This is a genomic window from Peribacillus cavernae, assembly GCF_003989135.1.
Classification (GTDB): Bacteria; Bacillota; Bacilli; order Bacillales; family DSM-1321; genus Peribacillus; species Peribacillus cavernae.
This window is the reverse complement of sequence record NZ_RYZZ01000029.1, coordinates 48,187-64,655: the sequence shown is the minus strand read 5'-3', so window position 1 is coordinate 64,655 and position 16,469 is coordinate 48,187. Positions and strand designations below refer to the sequence as shown.

Annotated in this window: 14 protein-coding genes and 1 riboswitch; all 14 genes read left to right on the top strand. The window is 44.9% G+C overall.

All coding sequences use genetic code 11. The features are described from left to right. The first annotated feature begins 2,094 nt into the window (after positions 1-2,094). The 14 genes from ELQ35_RS16805 (at position 2,095) to purD (ending at position 16,373) form a co-directional block, all read left to right on the top strand. Positions 2,095-2,640, top strand: a complete 546-nt coding sequence (locus ELQ35_RS16805; protein ID WP_126866259.1) for a DUF2179 domain-containing protein — start codon at positions 2,095-2,097, stop codon at positions 2,638-2,640. After that, positions 2,612-2,812 carry an NETI motif-containing protein gene (locus ELQ35_RS16800; protein ID WP_126866250.1) on the top strand — a complete coding sequence of 67 codons (201 nt, stop codon included), beginning with the start codon at positions 2,612-2,614 and terminating at the stop codon, positions 2,810-2,812. Before ELQ35_RS16805 ends, ELQ35_RS16800 begins: the two co-directional genes overlap by 29 nt. A gap of 80 nt (positions 2,813-2,892) precedes the next feature. Next, a riboswitch (purine riboswitch) is annotated at positions 2,893-2,993 on the top strand. A gap of 331 nt (positions 2,994-3,324) precedes the next feature. Continuing rightward, a complete protein-coding gene (purE, locus tag ELQ35_RS16795) occupies positions 3,325-3,813 on the top strand; it encodes a 5-(carboxyamino)imidazole ribonucleotide mutase (protein ID WP_126866248.1) in 489 nt (162 codons plus the stop codon). Continuing rightward, positions 3,797-4,957 (top strand): 5-(carboxyamino)imidazole ribonucleotide synthase, encoded by a 1,161-nt coding sequence (gene purK, locus ELQ35_RS16790; RefSeq protein WP_126866246.1) that lies wholly within the window; start codon positions 3,797-3,799, stop codon positions 4,955-4,957. Before purE ends, purK begins: the two co-directional genes overlap by 17 nt. Next, on the top strand, positions 4,954-6,246 hold the full coding sequence (gene purB, locus ELQ35_RS16785) for an adenylosuccinate lyase (RefSeq protein WP_126866244.1): 1,293 nt from the start codon (positions 4,954-4,956) through the stop codon (positions 6,244-6,246). The genes purK and purB overlap by 4 nt, the downstream gene beginning before the upstream one ends. 98 nt (positions 6,247-6,344) lie before the next feature. Further along, positions 6,345-7,064: a phosphoribosylaminoimidazolesuccinocarboxamide synthase gene (purC, locus tag ELQ35_RS16780; RefSeq protein WP_126866242.1), complete on the top strand. Its 720-nt coding sequence runs from the start codon at positions 6,345-6,347 to the stop codon at positions 7,062-7,064. Further along, on the top strand, positions 7,057-7,311 hold the full coding sequence (gene purS / locus ELQ35_RS16775; RefSeq protein WP_126866240.1) for a phosphoribosylformylglycinamidine synthase subunit PurS: 255 nt from the start codon (positions 7,057-7,059) through the stop codon (positions 7,309-7,311). Before purC ends, purS begins: the two co-directional genes overlap by 8 nt. Then, positions 7,308-7,994: a phosphoribosylformylglycinamidine synthase subunit PurQ gene (gene purQ, locus ELQ35_RS16770; protein WP_126866239.1), complete on the top strand. Its 687-nt coding sequence runs from the start codon at positions 7,308-7,310 to the stop codon at positions 7,992-7,994. Before purS ends, purQ begins: the two co-directional genes overlap by 4 nt. Beyond that, entirely contained in the window at positions 7,978-10,200 is a 2,223-nt protein-coding gene (gene purL / locus ELQ35_RS16765) for a phosphoribosylformylglycinamidine synthase subunit PurL (protein WP_126866237.1), read from the top strand. Before purQ ends, purL begins: the two co-directional genes overlap by 17 nt. After that, positions 10,185-11,597 (top strand): amidophosphoribosyltransferase, encoded by a 1,413-nt coding sequence (purF, locus tag ELQ35_RS16760; protein WP_126866235.1) that lies wholly within the window; start codon positions 10,185-10,187, stop codon positions 11,595-11,597. Before purL ends, purF begins: the two co-directional genes overlap by 16 nt. A 16-nt stretch (positions 11,598-11,613) precedes the next feature. Then, entirely contained in the window at positions 11,614-12,642 is a 1,029-nt protein-coding gene (purM, locus tag ELQ35_RS16755) for a phosphoribosylformylglycinamidine cyclo-ligase (protein WP_126866233.1), read from the top strand. After that, entirely contained in the window at positions 12,639-13,229 is a 591-nt protein-coding gene (gene purN, locus ELQ35_RS16750; protein WP_126866231.1) for a phosphoribosylglycinamide formyltransferase, read from the top strand. Before purM ends, purN begins: the two co-directional genes overlap by 4 nt. Before the next feature lie 2 nt (positions 13,230-13,231). Continuing rightward, the gene (purH, locus tag ELQ35_RS16745) at positions 13,232-14,767 is read left to right on the top strand and encodes a bifunctional phosphoribosylaminoimidazolecarboxamide formyltransferase/IMP cyclohydrolase (RefSeq protein ID WP_126866229.1); all 1,536 of its coding nucleotides are present in this window, start codon (positions 13,232-13,234) and stop codon (positions 14,765-14,767) included. A gap of 334 nt (positions 14,768-15,101) precedes the next feature. Beyond that, complete coding sequence (gene purD / locus ELQ35_RS16740) at positions 15,102-16,373, top strand: phosphoribosylamine--glycine ligase (protein ID WP_126866227.1); 1,272 nt, start codon at positions 15,102-15,104, stop codon at positions 16,371-16,373. Positions 16,374-16,469: the final 96 nt, after the last annotated feature.

Sequence of the window (16,469 nt, the reverse complement as noted above, 5' to 3'; positions counted from 1 at the left end):
TAGGACGTCGCCAAGCAAGCGCAAGACCAGTCGAAGAGGCTGGTCTTTTTTGATGTATTAAAACCGAAGGTTGAGAAATACACGAAAGAAGTAGAATGCAACTACAAATAAAATAAAGATAACGTAAACCTGGATGGGGAGGAGCAAGGAGGTCGAGGAAGCTGACGAAGAGATCCGCCGCTCATCGCTATCCAGGAGTCCGAACACGGAAGGTAAGCTCGAGCGCCGATGGTAGTTGGGGGATTAAGGAGCTTCTCCTAAAACCGCCACATCCATGTGGCAACGGAGAAGTCAGCACATCCTGTGCAAGTCCTGTGAGAGTAGGACGCCGCCAAGCAAGCGCAAGACCAGTCGATGAGGCTGGTCTTTTTTGATATATTAAAACTGAAGATGGAGAAATGCACGAAAGAAGTAAAATACAACTTCAAATAAAATAAAGAAAACGAAAACCTGGATATAGTAGCCCGTTTATCCATTTAAGAGCGATCATCGAAATTTATGATCGATCATAGTTTTTCCAATAGGAAAAATGAAATATTGAGGAGAAATCCTATGGGTTGTGGAAGAAACCTTGCCGGAATCCTAACGTTTTCTCATTTAAGAGCGATTATTCAAGAGGTAAGAGCGATTATTCGGATTTAAGAGCGTTAATCCAAATGTAAGAGCGATCATCGAAATTTATGATCGATCGTAGCTTTTCTAATAGGAAAATGAAAATATTGAGGAGAATTCCTATGGGTTGTGGAAGAAACCTTGTCGGAATCCTAACGTTTTCTCATTTAAGAGCGATTATTCGGATTTAAGAGCGTTAATCCAAATGTAAGAGCGATCATCGAAATTTATGATCGATCGTAGCTTTTCTAATAGGAAAATGAAAATATTGAGGAGAATTCCTATGGGTTGTGGAAGAAACCTTGCCGGAATAGTAATATTCTCTCAATTAAGAGCGATGATTCAGATTTAAGAGCGTTAATCCAAATGTAAGAGCGATCATCGAAATTTATGATCGATCGTAGTTTTTCCAATAAGAAAAATGAAATATTGAGGAGAAGTCCTATGGGTTGTGAAAGAAAACTTGCCGGAATCCTAACGTTTTCCCATTTAAGAGCGATTATTCAAGAGGTAAGAGCGATTATTCGGATTTAAGAGCGTTAATCCAAATGTAAGAGCGATGATCGAAATTTATGATCGATCGCAGTTTTCTAATAGGAAAATGAAATAATTGAGGAGAATTTCTATGGGTTGTGGAAAAAACCTTGCCAGAATAGTAATATTCTCTCAATTAAGAGCGATGATTCAGATTTAAGATCGTTTAGGGGAATTGATGATCGAAAAATAGATCTGAACAGATTTTATTCCTCCACTAAATTGAATTGGGGGAGGAGCAAGAAGATCGAGGGAGCGAAGGAAGCTGACGACGAGATCCCCCGCTCATCGCCATCCAGAGAGTCCGAACATGAAAGTTGAGCTCGAGCGCCTATGGTAGTTAGGAGATTAAGGAGCTTCTCCTAAAACCGCCACATCCATGTGGCAACGGAGAAGTCAGCACATCCTGTGCAAGTCCTGTGAGAGTAGGACGTCGCCAAGCAAACGAAAGACCAGTAGATGAGACTGGTCTTTTTTGATATTTCAAGCATGCTGAAGTAAAAAGTATGATAAAGACTTCTGTACGAGACGGAAACCGAATACATGAAGCTAGAAAGTAGTCCGTTTTCCCAGTTAAGAGCGATAAGCAAATCTATGATCGATTTAGGTCTTTTTCAAAGTTGGTTGAATTTCCTGGCTGTTTGGTTGAAATCACCCGTCATTAGGTTGAATTATTATGTTAGGTTGAAATCTAGCTCAGTTGGCTGAATTCCTCGACCGTTTGGTTGAATTATTATTATGCCTGTTTGAATTGTTGTTTTATAGGATAGGAGTAGTAAGGTAAATAATAACTTCCATTTCAAATAGAAGGTATGTTTTCCTTCGCTTTTTCCTTTTCAGTGTGATGCTCATATGTTAGGGTAAAATAACCGAAGGCCACGCTTTGAACATTTTTAGTAAGAACTCAAAAAAGGGGTTGTGATTAGCTTGCTGCAAAACAGTGTATTAATGGTAATGATCATTCTTCTAATCAATATCGTCTATGTATCCTTCTTTACGATTCGGATGATTCTCACCCTTAAAGGGCAACGGTATTTAGCTGCAGGAATCAGTGTCGTGGAAGTAATCATTTATGTCATCGGGCTAGGGCTTGTGCTTGAAAACCTTAATGAAATACAAAATTTAATCGCCTATGCAGTTGGTTATGGTATTGGCGTTCTTGTCGGAATGAAAATTGAAGAGAAGCTTGCGCTCGGATATATTACGGTTAACGTCATAACTGCCGATTATGATATAGACCTGCCAAAGCAATTAAGGGGCAAGGGCTATGGTGTCACAGACTGGCTTGCCCATGGTTTAGAAGGAAATCGAATGGCCCTTCAAATATTGACACCAAGAAAATACGAACTGAACTTGTATGATACGATTAAACGGCTGGATCCCAAAGCGTTTATTATCGCTTATGAGCCTAAGACAATTTATGGAGGTTTTTGGGTAAAATCAGTGAAGAAAGGAAAGCTGTTTCGTGAGCGAGAAAAAGAAGAAAGTATTTGAAGTAGCTGAAGGGGAAAGCATTGATGCATGCCTTGACAGAATCAAGGCCGCAGGTTATGTTCCAATTAAAAGGACGGAAAAGCCGATTTTTGAAGAAAAAGTTAAAGATGGAAAAGTTGAATATGACCCTACAAGAAGAAAAATCGTCTTTGAAGCCAAATTAATCGAGTAAAAACCGAACAATATAGTCAATATATCATTTTATCATTCGATTTATTGCTTGACAGAAACATCATGCCCTTGTAAGATGGTGGTAGTGAAAAGGAATTCTCTCATATAATCCTGGGGATATGGCCCGAAGTTTCTACCCAATAACCGTAAATTGTTGGACTATGAGAGAAAGTAGATACTTCTTCTGGTTTGTATACGTCTTTTTACGTATCTTAATAAAAAAAGACTATTATTCCGGACAGACTACTTTCTCAATTTGAGATAGTCTGTCCGGTTTTTTATTTATAAAACTAAAAGGTATTGCTTTTGAACCTTGAATGATGTCTAGGGCAAGCAGCCTAGCCAGTTTCCATCGACATAACTCCCTTGAATATCTTGAGTAAAACTTGATCGTTAGGTGATGGTTTATGCGGCTCGAGGTCATAGGCCAATCATCTGATGGGGAGAAAACCGCTCTCTATACAAGCTTTTTACAAGGAGCTTGCGCTTTTCTATCATATTGGAGGAGATTGAATGAAACTGCAAGTTGGCGTAATAATGGGAAGTGTTTCGGATTGGGAAACGATGAAGTATGCGTGTGAGACGCTCGAACAATTGGATATTGCTTATGAAAAGAGGGTAGTGTCCGCACATAGAACTCCTGACTTACTGTTTGAATATGCGGAAAGTGCCAGGGATAGGGGAGTCAAAGTGATTATCGCCGGTGCGGGCGGGGCAGCCCATCTTCCGGGTATGACCGCAGCAAAAACGATTTTACCAGTAATTGGCGTGCCGATTCAGACAAAAGCCTTAAATGGGATCGATTCATTATTATCGATTGTTCAGATGCCTGGCGGTGTTCCCGTGGCTACTGTGGCAATCGGAAAGGCCGGGGCAATCAACGCGGGGCTCCTGGCAGCACAGATACTCGGATGTGCGGACGACTCAGTTGCTGCAAAGCTTGAGGCCATGCGAAATGAAACGAGGGAAAAGGTGATAATAAGCAATGAGCATCTTAAATAATCAAATCATACTGCCAGAAGAAACGATTGGAATTATTGGCGGCGGCCAGCTTGGCAGAATGATGGCGCTCTCTGCAAAGTCACTCGGCTTTCGCGTTGCCGTATTGGATCCGACTGAAAATTGTCCGTGCGGGCAGGTCGCCGATATTGAAATTACCGGCGCTTACGACGATTTCGATTCATTAAAAGAGCTTGCAGCAGTCAGTGATGTGATTACCTTTGAATTTGAAAACATCAGTTCTGAGGCACTTGAATGGCTTGAGGAGCACGCGTACGTTCCGCAGGGCTCGGAATTGCTGAAAATCACGCAGGACAGACTGCTAGAGAAAGCGGCGATTTCGATGACGGGAGCGTCTGTTGCACCATATTGTGCTATTAATAATATGCAAGATTTATACAGCGGGGTAGAAAAGGTAGGCTATCCGTGTGTATTGAAGACGGCACGCGGTGGCTATGATGGCAAGGGGCAGCTGGTGATCCGGGCGGAAGAAGATATTATACAAGCAAAAGACATTCTTAAAAATGGAAAATGTGTGTTAGAAGCCTGGATTCCATTTGTAAAGGAAATCTCGGTGATCGTTACCCGGAAAGCAGATGGCGACAGCAGCTGTTTTCCAGTTGCTGAAAATATTCATGTCAATAATATTTTAGATAAAAGTATTGTACCGGCAAGGATAAGTGGGAGAGCGGAGGCAGAAGCAGTCAAACAAGCGCAGCTGCTGGCGGATGAGCTGGACCTGGTCGGGACACTTGCGGTTGAAATGTTTATAACGGAAAAAGATGAAATCATTATCAATGAGCTTGCTCCGAGGCCGCATAATTCCGGACATTATACGCTGAATGCATGTGAAACTTCGCAATTCGAACAGCATATCCGTGCCATATGTAACTGGCCGCTTGGGAATACTAATGTACTGAAGCCGGTAGTAATGGTGAACATACTGGGACAACACTTAGAAGGCATCACCAGCCTTGTCGCTTCCTTACCGGACTGGAAGATTCATCTGTATGGAAAAAAAGAGGCAAAACATAATCGAAAAATGGGGCATATCAACATTTTACGATCATCGATTGATACAGCAGTTACTGAAATTAGCAGCAGCGGATTTTGGAATCTGCAGGCTGAAACGGAGGATATTACATGATTGAACGTTACACACGCCCGGAAATGGGTGCAATTTGGACAGAAGAAAATCGTTTCAACGCTTGGCTTGAGGTGGAAATCCTCGCCTGTGAAGCATGGTCTGAGCTTGGCGTCATTCCAAAGGAAGATGTAAAGCTTCTTCGCGAGAAGGCATCTTTCAATATTGGCCGCATTAACGAAATAGAAGAAGAAACACGCCATGATGTTGTTGCTTTTACACGCGCAGTTTCTGAAACTTTGGGCGAAGAACGCAAATGGGTCCATTATGGCCTAACTTCAACTGATGTAGTCGATACTGCACTCTCCTATGTGTTAAAACAAGCGAACGAAATTTTATCGAAGGATCTGGATAGATTCGTGGAAATCCTGAAAAACAAAGCACAGGAGCACAAATATACGGTGATGATGGGCCGTACCCATGGTGTCCATGCAGAACCGACAACATTTGGACTGAAGCTTGGCCTCTGGTATGAAGAAATGAAGCGGAATGTCGATCGTTTTAAGGAAGCAAGGAAGGGCATCGAGTTCGGAAAAATTTCCGGAGCTGTCGGGACCTATGCCAATATCGACCCGTTTGTCGAGCAATATGTCTGTGAGAAATTGGGCTTGCAGCCAGCACCAATTTCGACGCAAACGCTGCAGCGTGACCGCCATGCACATTATATGAGTACACTTGCTTTAATCGCGACTTCGATTGAAAAATTTGCAACCGAGGTGCGTGGATTACAGAAAAGTGAAACGCGCGAAGTCGAGGAGTTTTTTGCAAAAGGCCAAAAAGGTTCCTCAGCGATGCCGCACAAAAGAAATCCGATCGGTTCTGAAAACATGACTGGGATGGCGCGAGTGATCCGCGGCTATATGATGACAGCTTACGAAAATGTGGCATTATGGCATGAACGGGATATTTCGCATTCGTCAGCAGAAAGAGTCATACTTCCGGATGCTACGATTGCATTAAACTATATGCTGAATCGTTTTAGCAAAATCGTGAAAAATTTAACCGTATATCCTGATAACATGAAACGCAATATGGACCGTACGCTCGGCTTAATTTACTCGCAGCGGGTCCTGCTCGCACTGATTGAAAAAGGGCTTGTCCGCGAGGAAGCCTATGATACGGTACAGCCAAAAGCTATGGAAGCCTGGGAAACGCAGATGCCTTTCAGAGAACTGCTGAACAAGGATAAAAAAATAACGAGCCTGCTTACAAAGGAAGAGCTCGATGCTTGTTTTGATTCCAATTACCACTTGAAAAATGTCGATGTAATTTTTGAACGGTTAGGTTTGTAAAAAGATTTCGCTGCTGGTATTGTGTCCGGCAGCTGTATTTCCAGGCTTAGTTTGCAAAATGTTGAATACCTACTATTCCGAATCCGGAGGGCTGACTGATGAAAAAGGGCGAACTACTGTATGAAGGAAAAGCCAAACGAATCTATGCAACAGACGAAAATGGGTTGGTATGGGTAGAATATAAAGATTCCGCTACAGCCTTTAATGGCGTAAAGAAGGCAGAAATTACTGGCAAAGGAATGCTGAATAACAAGATTTCGAGCCTGCTATTTTCTAAGCTTCATCAGGAAAACATTGCTTCACACTTTGTTGAGCAGCTATCGGACACAGAGCAGCTGGTTAAAAAGGTCGATATCATCCCACTTGAAGTTGTAGTACGGAATACGGTTGCCGGCACTCTTTCGAAGAGACTGGGCATTCCCGAAGGCACTCCTTTAAAAAAGACGCTGGTAGAACTTTATTATAAGGATGACGCACTTGGCGACCCTCTATTAACGGAAGATCATATCGAAGAACTAGCACTTGCAGACAAAGAAGAAGTTGAAATGTTAAAACAAAAAGCCTTGCAAATTAATCGCATTTTAATTCCCTTTTTTAAAGAGCTTGGCGTCTCTCTGATTGATTTTAAATTGGAATTTGGTAAAACTGAAGATAATGAAATCCTGCTTGCCGACGAAATATCACCGGATACATGCAGGCTTTGGGATATAGCTACGAATGAACGATTGGATAAAGATGTCTTTCGCCGTGACTTGGGCAACCTAACCGATGCATATGAAAAAATCTTAACGAAGCTGGGGGAGAACCTGCATGTATAAAGTCAAAGTATTTATCACCTTACGTGAAAGTGTATTGGATCCACAGGGAACGGCCGTCCAGCAATCATTGCACAGCATGACTTATAACGAAGTGAAGGATGTCCGGATCGGCAAATACCTTGAACTTGCGATTGAAAAATCGGACCGCGATGTTGACCAGCTTGTTAAAGAAATGTGTGAAAGGCTGCTGGCCAATACAGTAATTGAGGACTATCGATATGAAATCGAGGAGGTTATCACTCAATGAAATTTGCAGTGATCGTCTTTCCAGGTTCCAATTGTGACAGCGATATGTACCATGCGATTAAGGATGAACTCGGTGAAGAAGCAGAATTTGTCTGGCATACGGAAGACAGCCTCGACGGTTATGACGGAATCTTACTTCCGGGAGGATTTTCTTATGGAGACTATCTTCGTTCCGGCGCCATTGCCCGTTTTTCCAATGTAACATCAGAAGTGATCAAGGCAGCCGAAGCTGGAAAACCAGTCCTAGGTGTATGTAATGGGTTTCAAGTTTTACTGGAAGCAGGTTTATTGCCAGGGGCAATGCGCAGAAATAAAGACTTGAAGTTTATCTGCCGTCCTGCGAATTTGAAGGTTGAAAACAATGAAACAATGTTTACAAATGCTTATGAACAGGGCGAAGTAATCTCTGTTCCGATCGCTCATGGAGAAGGCAATTATTATTGCGATGAAAAAACCCTTGAGGAATTAAAGCAAAATAACCAAATCGTCTTTTCCTACCATGGCGAGAATCCAAACGGAAGCCTTGAAGATATTGCGGGGATTACCAATAAAAGCGGCAATGTGCTTGGCATGATGCCGCATCCAGAGCGTGCAGTTGACTCGCTGCTTGGAAGTGCAGACGGATTAAAGCTGTTTCAATCGATCGTAAAAAGCTGGAGGGGATCACATGTCGTTACTGCTTGAAACAACACCGGAAATGATCAAATCTGAGCGCATTTATTCACAAATGGGGTTATCCGACCAGGAATTTGCAAAGGTTGAAGAAATCCTTGGCCGACTGCCAAATTATACAGAAACCGGGCTTTTTTCTGTTATGTGGTCGGAGCACTGTTCTTACAAGAACTCCAAGCCTGTGCTGAAAAAGTTTCCTGTTACAGGGGAAAAAGTTTTGCAGGGACCCGGAGAAGGAGCCGGAATCGTCGACATCGGCGATAATCAGGCTGTCGTTTTTAAAATTGAAAGTCATAACCATCCATCAGCAATCGAACCTTACCAAGGCGCGGCTACCGGCGTGGGCGGCATCATCCGTGATGTATTCTCCATGGGTGCGCGTCCAATTGCGCTATTAAATTCCCTGCGTTTTGGGGAATTAACTAATTCACGGGTTAAGTATCTATTTAAAGAAGTTGTTGCAGGAATTGCCGGTTACGGTAACTGCATTGGAATTCCGACTGTCGGCGGAGAAATCCAATTCGATCCCTCCTATGAGGGAAATCCGCTAGTCAACGCGATGTGTGTCGGTTTGATTAACCATGAAGATATCAAAAAAGGCCAGGCCCATGGTGCGGGTAATACCGTGATGTATGTAGGTGCCAAGACAGGCAGAGACGGAATTCACGGAGCAACCTTTGCTTCCGAAGAATTGTCGGAAGCTTCCGAAGAAAAGCGCCCGGCTGTCCAGGTCGGCGATCCTTTCATGGAAAAACTTTTGCTTGAGGCATGCCTTGAATTGATCCAATCCGATGCGCTTGTCGGAATCCAGGATATGGGGGCTGCCGGTCTGGCAAGCTCTTCAGCAGAAATGGCCAGCAAGGCAGGATCAGGGATTGAAATGAACCTGGATTTCATTCCGCAGCGTGAGACAGGCATGACTGCCTATGAAATGATGCTTTCAGAATCCCAGGAAAGAATGCTGATCGTTGTTAAACAGGGGCGTGAGCAGGAAATCGTTGATTTATTTTCGAAATACGGACTCGAGGCAGTCTCAGTCGGGAAAGTAACCGATGATAAAAACCTGACACTCTACCATGACGGTGAACTTGTGGCAAAAGTGCCGGCCGATGCCCTTGCGGAAGAAGCACCAGTGTACTATAAACCTTCCCGTGAACCACTCTATTTTCAAGAGTTCCAGCAGATGGAAAACAAGTCTTATCGATTGCATGATTACAATGCGACCCTAAAACAATTACTATCCCAGCCTACAATTTCAAGCAAGGAATGGGTATACGACCAGTATGATTATATGGTCCAGACCAATACGGTTGTCGTGCCCGGTTCGGATGCAGCTGTCATCAGAATCAGGGATACCAATAAGGCACTTGCGATGACGACGGACTGCAATTCCCGTTATTTATATCTTGATCCTGAAACCGGAGGCAAAATTGCCGTGGCCGAGGCTGCCCGTAATATTGTATGTTCCGGTGGTGAACCGCTGGCGATCACGGACTGCCTCAATTTCGGGAACCCGGAGAAGCCGGAGATTTTCTGGCAGATTGAGAAAGCAGCGGACGGGATGAGTGAAGCGTGCCGTGTTTTAAGTACACCAGTCATTGGCGGCAATGTCTCTCTCTATAATGAAACAAACGGCGTTGCTGTGTACCCTACCCCGGTAGTGGGCATGGTCGGCTTAATTGAAGATATCAATCACGTAACGACGCAGACCTTTAAAAATGCGGGTGATCTGATTTATGTAGTAGGCGAAACAAACATTGAATTCGCAGGCAGCGAGCTTCAAAAAATGATCGAAGGAAGAATCTTCGGTAAAGCCCCTTCTCTTGATTTAGAAGTAGAAAAGACACGACAGGCTCAAGTATTGGCAGCCATCAAGAACGGACTGATTGCCTCCGCCCATGACGTAGCAGAAGGCGGCTTGGCTGTTGCCATTGCGGAATCATTATTCGGAACCGAAGATTTTGGTGCAGAAGTAAAAGTCACAGGCGATGAAGCAGCAGCATTATTCAGCGAAACGCAATCGCGCTTTTTGGTCTCTGTTAACCCTGAACATCGCGGAGCATTTGAAGAAATGGCTGTGGATGCAACCCTTATTGGGAAAGTAACAAACAGTCGTGTTTTAACAGTTGTGAATGAGAAAAATGATCAATTGGTTCATGCAGATGTCAGTGAATTATACGAAGCCTGGAAAGGGGCGATCCCATGCTTGCTGAAATAAAAGGCCTGAATGAGGAATGCGGTGTGTTCGGGGTTTGGGGCCATGATGATGCGGCACAGATTACCTATTATGGATTGCACAGCCTGCAGCACCGCGGCCAGGAAGGCGCTGGAATGGTGCTGAGTGATGGAAAGAAACTGACGGGTGTTAAAGGAGAAGGGCTTGTTACTGAAGTCTTTACCTCAGAGAAAATGGAAGACCTATCTGGCATAGCGGCAATCGGTCATGTACGCTATGCAACAGCAGGCGGCGGAGGGTATGAAAATGTTCAGCCGTTTCTGTTTAACGCCCAAAGCGGAGGCCTTGCCCTCGCCCATAATGGGAATCTTGTCAATGCAAAACAGCTGAAAGGGCAGCTTGAAGCACAAGGCAGCATCTTTCAAACATCTTCTGATACGGAAGTGCTTGCCCATTTAATTAAAAGGGGCGGCTCTTTGGAACTTAAGGAACGGGTTAAAAATGCATTAGGCATGATAAAAGGCGCTTATGCGTTCTTGATCATGACCGAAACGGAAATGATTGTCGCGCTTGATCCGCATGGACTGCGTCCGCTTTCTCTTGGAAGGGTAGGAGACGCGTATGTAGTCGCTTCTGAAACTTGTGCGCTGGATATCGTCGGAGCTGAATTTGTCAGGGACTTTGAACCGGGGGAACTGGTTATTATAAATGAAGAAGGTATACATTCGGAACGCTTTTCCATTTCAAGCCAACGTTCGATGTGCACAATGGAATATGTTTATTTTTCCCGTCCGGATAGCAATATTGACGGCATTAATGTTCATACTGCCAGAAAAAACTTAGGCAAACAGCTGGCCATTGAAGCATTAGTAGAGGCAGACGTGGTTACGGGCGTGCCTGATTCCAGTATTTCTGCCGCCATCGGGTATGCGGAAGCTTCAGGGATTCCATATGAAATGGGTTTAATCAAAAACAGATATGTAGGGCGGACGTTTATTCAGCCGTCACAGTCCCTGCGCGAGCAAGGGGTAAAAATGAAGCTTGCCCCGGTCAGGGGAGTAGTCGAAGGCAAACGCGTCATTATGGTGGATGACTCGATTGTCCGCGGTACAACGAGCAGACGGATAGTCACAATGCTGAAGGAAGCCGGAGCAAAAGAGGTACATGTCTTAATCAGCTCGCCTCCGATTCAAAACCCTTGCTTCTATGGAATCGATACATCCTCTAAGGATGAATTGATCGCTTCAGAAAACTCCGTGGAAGAGATAAGGGAGCTTATTGGCGCGGATTCCCTTACTTTCTTAAGTGTTGAAGGTATGGTAAAGGGGATTGGAAGGCCTTTTGGCGGCGAAAACCACGGGCAATGCCTTGCGTGCTTTACCGGTCATTATCCAACGGAGATTTACGAGCAGGCTGTACCGGAGCTGCAAAAAAGCTAATTGGGGAGGAATAGCAGTGGCAAATGCATATAAGCAGGCTGGGGTTGATATCGAGGCAGGCTATGAATCGGTTACCCGGATGAAAAAACATGTGAAGCGGACGATGCGCCCGGAAGTCATGAGCTCGCTGGGCGGTTTTGGCGGAATGTTTGATTTATCTTCACTGGGTTTGAAAGAACCGGTCTTAGTGTCTGGTACAGATGGTGTCGGGACGAAGCTGCTTTTGGCAATCATGCTTGATAAGCATGATACGATCGGAGTTGACTGTGTCGCTATGTGCGTCAATGACATTGTCGTTCAGGGCGCTGAACCGATTTACTTTTTAGATTATATTGCTTGCGGCAAAGCGCTTCCCGAGAAAATCGAAAGCGTCGTAAAAGGGATTGCTGACGGCTGTGAGCAGGCTGGCTGTGCGCTTATCGGCGGTGAGACTGCTGAAATGCCGGGAATGTATGATGTGGATGAATACGATGTGGCTGGATTTGCCGTAGGGGCCAGTGAAAAATCGAAACTTATCACCGGAAAAGACATTGTTCCAGGGGATGTTGTCATCGGTCTTGCATCAAGCGGGATTCACAGCAATGGCTACTCGCTCGTCCGCAAGGTTTTGCTGCAAGACTCCCAGATGGCATTAACTAAACAAATCGATGAACTGGGCTGCACCTTGGGCGAAGAATTACTTAAGCCGACAAAAATCTATGTGAAGCCAATCCTGTCAGCATTGAAGAAATTCAAGGTAAAAGGGATGGCCCATATCACCGGCGGCGGATTTATCGAAAATCTCCCGCGCATGCTTCCTGAAAATCGCGGCATTGAAATCGAACAGGGGACGTGGGATATCCCGCCGATTTTTAAATTGCTGGAAACGAAAGGAAAGCTGTCCGAGGAAGAAATGTTCAATATTTTTAATATGGGAATTGGCATGGCTGTCGTAGTAAGCCCGGAAGATGGGGAAGATGTTTTAAGCCATTTTGAAAGCTGTGGGGAAAAAGCGAGTGTGATTGGAAAAGTGGTCAGCGGGGAAGGAGTGTCCTTTACCCGATGAAGAAAATTGCCGTTTTTGCATCAGGGAACGGAAGCAACTTTCAAGCGATTGTCGATGCAAAGAAAGAAAGCGGTTTGGATGCGGAAATCTGTCTGGTTGTGAGCGACAAAAAGGATGCCTTTGTCCTGCGAAGGGCTGATTCAGCCGGAATCGAGACATTCTGCTTTACGCCTAAAGAATATAAAAGTAAAGAAGACTTTGAAACAGTTATCTTAACGAAGCTTCGTGATCATGAAGTGGAATTCATTGTTTTGGCTGGCTATATGCGCTTGATCGGACCGACGCTTTTACATGAGTTCCCGGGCAGGATTATCAACATCCATCCGTCATTGCTTCCGGCATTCCCGGGCAGGGATGCAATCGGCCAAGCTTTTGCTGCAAAAGTGAAGATCACAGGGGTGACGGTTCATTTCGTAGATGAAGGAATGGACACCGGGCCGATCATTGCGCAGCAGTCTGTTCCGGTGTTGGAGGGCGATACACGACAGACCCTTCAGCAGCGGATTCAGGGTAAGGAGCATGAACTATATCCGCTCGTTCTAAAGGAACTATTACAAAAAAATCATAACATTCATGTGGAGGGATAAAAGTGTCTAAAAGAGCATTGCTTAGTGTTTCCGATAAGACCGGTATTGTAGAATTTGCAAAAGGTTTAAAAGAAGCCGGCTTTGAAATCGTATCTACCGGAGGCACGAAGAAAGCATTAACAGAAAACGGCATAGAAGTGACAGGAATCAGCGAGGTTACCGGATTTCCTGAAATTTTGGATGGACGCGTGAAAACCCTGCATCCAAATGTTCATGGTGCACTTTTGGCCCGACACGGAGATCCAGAACATCAGAGCCAGCTCGAACAGCATAACATTACCCCGATTCAGCTCGTCTGTGTCAATCTTTATCCGTTTCAGCAGACCATCGCCAAGCCGGACGTTACCGCGGAGGATGCAATTGAAAATATTGATATCGGCGGACCGACGATGCTTCGTTCAGCTGCTAAAAACCATGAATATGTAACGGTTGTGACAGATCCCGCTGATTATGAAGCAGTCCTTGGTGAATTGTTCGAACAAGGGGAAGCCCAGCCTGCCACAAAAAGAAGGCTTGCCGCAAAGGTATTCCGCCATACGGCCTCATATGACGCTGTGATATCCGAATATATGACAAAGCATGCTGAAGAAGAAAATCCGGAAAGCCTGACGGTAACATATGAATTAAAGCAAACGCTCCGCTACGGCGAAAATCCCCATCAGAAGGCGTCCTTTTATAAAAAGCCGCTTGGCTCTGCATTCTCCATTGCCCATGCAGAACAGCTGCACGGAAAAGAGCTGTCTTACAATAATATTAATGATGCCGATGCGTCCATTCAAATTGTGAAAGAATTTAAAGAACCGGCAGCTGTTGCCGTAAAGCATATGAACCCGTGCGGAGTTGGTACAGGATCCAGCGTTGCAGAAGCATTCAAAAAAGCTTATGAAGCCGATGAAACATCGATTTTCGGCGGAATTATCGCGTTGAATCGCGAAGTTGATAAGGAAACAGCCGAGATCTTGAGCGGTATTTTCTTGGAGATTGTCATTGCCCCTCACTTTTCAAAGGAAGCATTTGAAATCCTGACAGCAAAGAAAAACATTCGTCTGTTAACCATTGACTTTGAAGGCAGCCAAAAAGTGGAACGTAAATTGACTTCCATCGAAGGAGGCCTGCTTGTCCAGGATATGGACGGACACGGATGGGATCAGGCAACTATAACAATTCCGACAAAACGCCAGCCGACAGACCAGGAGTGGGAAGCATTGAAGCTTGGTTGGAAGGTCGTTAAGCATGTAAAATCCAATGCAATTGTAGTTTGCGATGACAAAATGACACTCGGTGTCGGTGCTGGACAGATGAACCGTGTCGGTGCTGCCAAAATAGCCTTGGAACAGGCTGCTGAAAGGGCAAAAGGCAGCGCTTTGGCTTCTGATGCCTTCTTCCCAATGGACGATACAGTCGAAGCGGCAGCAAAGGCGGGCATCACAGCCATCATTCAGCCAGGGGGATCTGTCAAGGATGAGGATTCCATCAAGAAAGCGGATGAATACGGGATTGCCATGGTATTTACAGGAGTCCGGCATTTTAAACACTAATGCTGGGATCATGTCGGTGCAAAGTGGGTATAAGTATTATACGTGCGCCACAGGACGTGGCGGATTTTAGTCGACGTTCCTTCTGACAAGGCGCTTGCGCTTTTCTTAAGAGATAATAAAGTATAACTTTTTTGAATGTAGATTGGTGTCTAACCTTACACCTGCCACCCTCGGGTCATAAGCCAATCAGCTGATGGGGAAAAAACCGGTTCCCATGCATTTGCTCGTCTTATGCCTGTCGGGTGTCTCCTTGGCTAATCAATGCTCTTACTGAAGAACAATGTTCGTAAGCCAAGGACCGGTGACGGTTTTTCTTATGAAATGAGGTGGATTCATGAATGTGTTAGTTATCGGCCGGGGCGGCAGGGAGCATGCCATTGCCCACAAGCTGAAGGAAAGCAAACGTGTCAATCAAGTATATGCCGCACCTGGAAATCCGGGGATGGAGGATGTTGCCGAACTGGTACCGATCCAGGAAAACAACCATGAAGCTCTTATTGCTTTTGCGAAGGAACATGATATTTCCCTGACCGTGATCGGAGCGGAAATCCCTTTGCTGAATGGTCTGGCTGATGATTTTAAACAGGCAGGCCTGCGGGTGTTCGGGCCTGACCGGCTGGCTGCAGAGATTGAAGGCAGTAAATCATTTGCTAAGGACCTAATGAAAAAGTATGATATTCCAACCGCGGAATATGAAACATTCACAAACTTTGATGAGGCGAAAGCATACTTGGAGGAAAAGGGTGTGCCTATCGTGATTAAAGCAGACGGGCTTGCCGCTGGAAAAGGGGTAGTCGTTGCCGAAACGATGAAAGATGCAATGGAGGCCCTCCACGACATGCTCGTAGATGCTAAGTTCGGCAAATCATCTGCGAAAGTGGTCATAGAAGAATATTTAGACGGCGAAGAATTTTCGTTCATGGCCTTTGTAAATGGCGAAAAAGTCTATCCAATGGTAATCGCCCAGGACCATAAGCGGGCATTCGACGATGATAAAGGACCGAATACCGGGGGAATGGGCGCTTATTCACCGGTGCCGCAAATTCCTGATGTCATTGTTGAAAAAGCGTTGGAAACTGTCCTGAAACCGGCAGCAGCCGCACTTGTCGAGGAAGGGCGTCCATTCACAGGCGTTCTATATGCGGGTTTAATAGCAACGAAAAATGGAACCAAAGTCATTGAGTTCAACGCAAGATTCGGCGACCCGGAAACGCAGGTCGTACTGCCAAGGCTGAAAACGGATTTTATCGATGTTCTTGAGGCTGTTCTGGACGGAAGCGAATTTCAAATCGAGTGGGATGCCGAGCCAGTACTTGGGGTGGTTGTTGCTGCGAAAGGCTATCCGGGTGAATACGAAAAGGGCTCTATCATTAAAGGACTGGAAGAGATCAGTCCTGAAACGCATATTTATCACGCGGGTACAGCAAAAAATGAGTCCGGTGACTATATATCGAACGGAGGGCGCGTCCTTTTGCTGGCCGCAAAAGGATCCGACCTTCTGTCAGCCCAAGTAAATGTCTATAAAGAGCTCAAACCGCTTCAAAGTGATGGGCTTTTCTGGAGAAAGGACATTGGACAGAAGGCGATCCAATTCGATTTTTCCTAAACAATCATTAATCGGATAGTAAACTATCGGATTTGGATAGTAAGACTAAAAAGTTGGATCTGTTTACAACGTTTGTTTATAGGAACATAAGTAAAA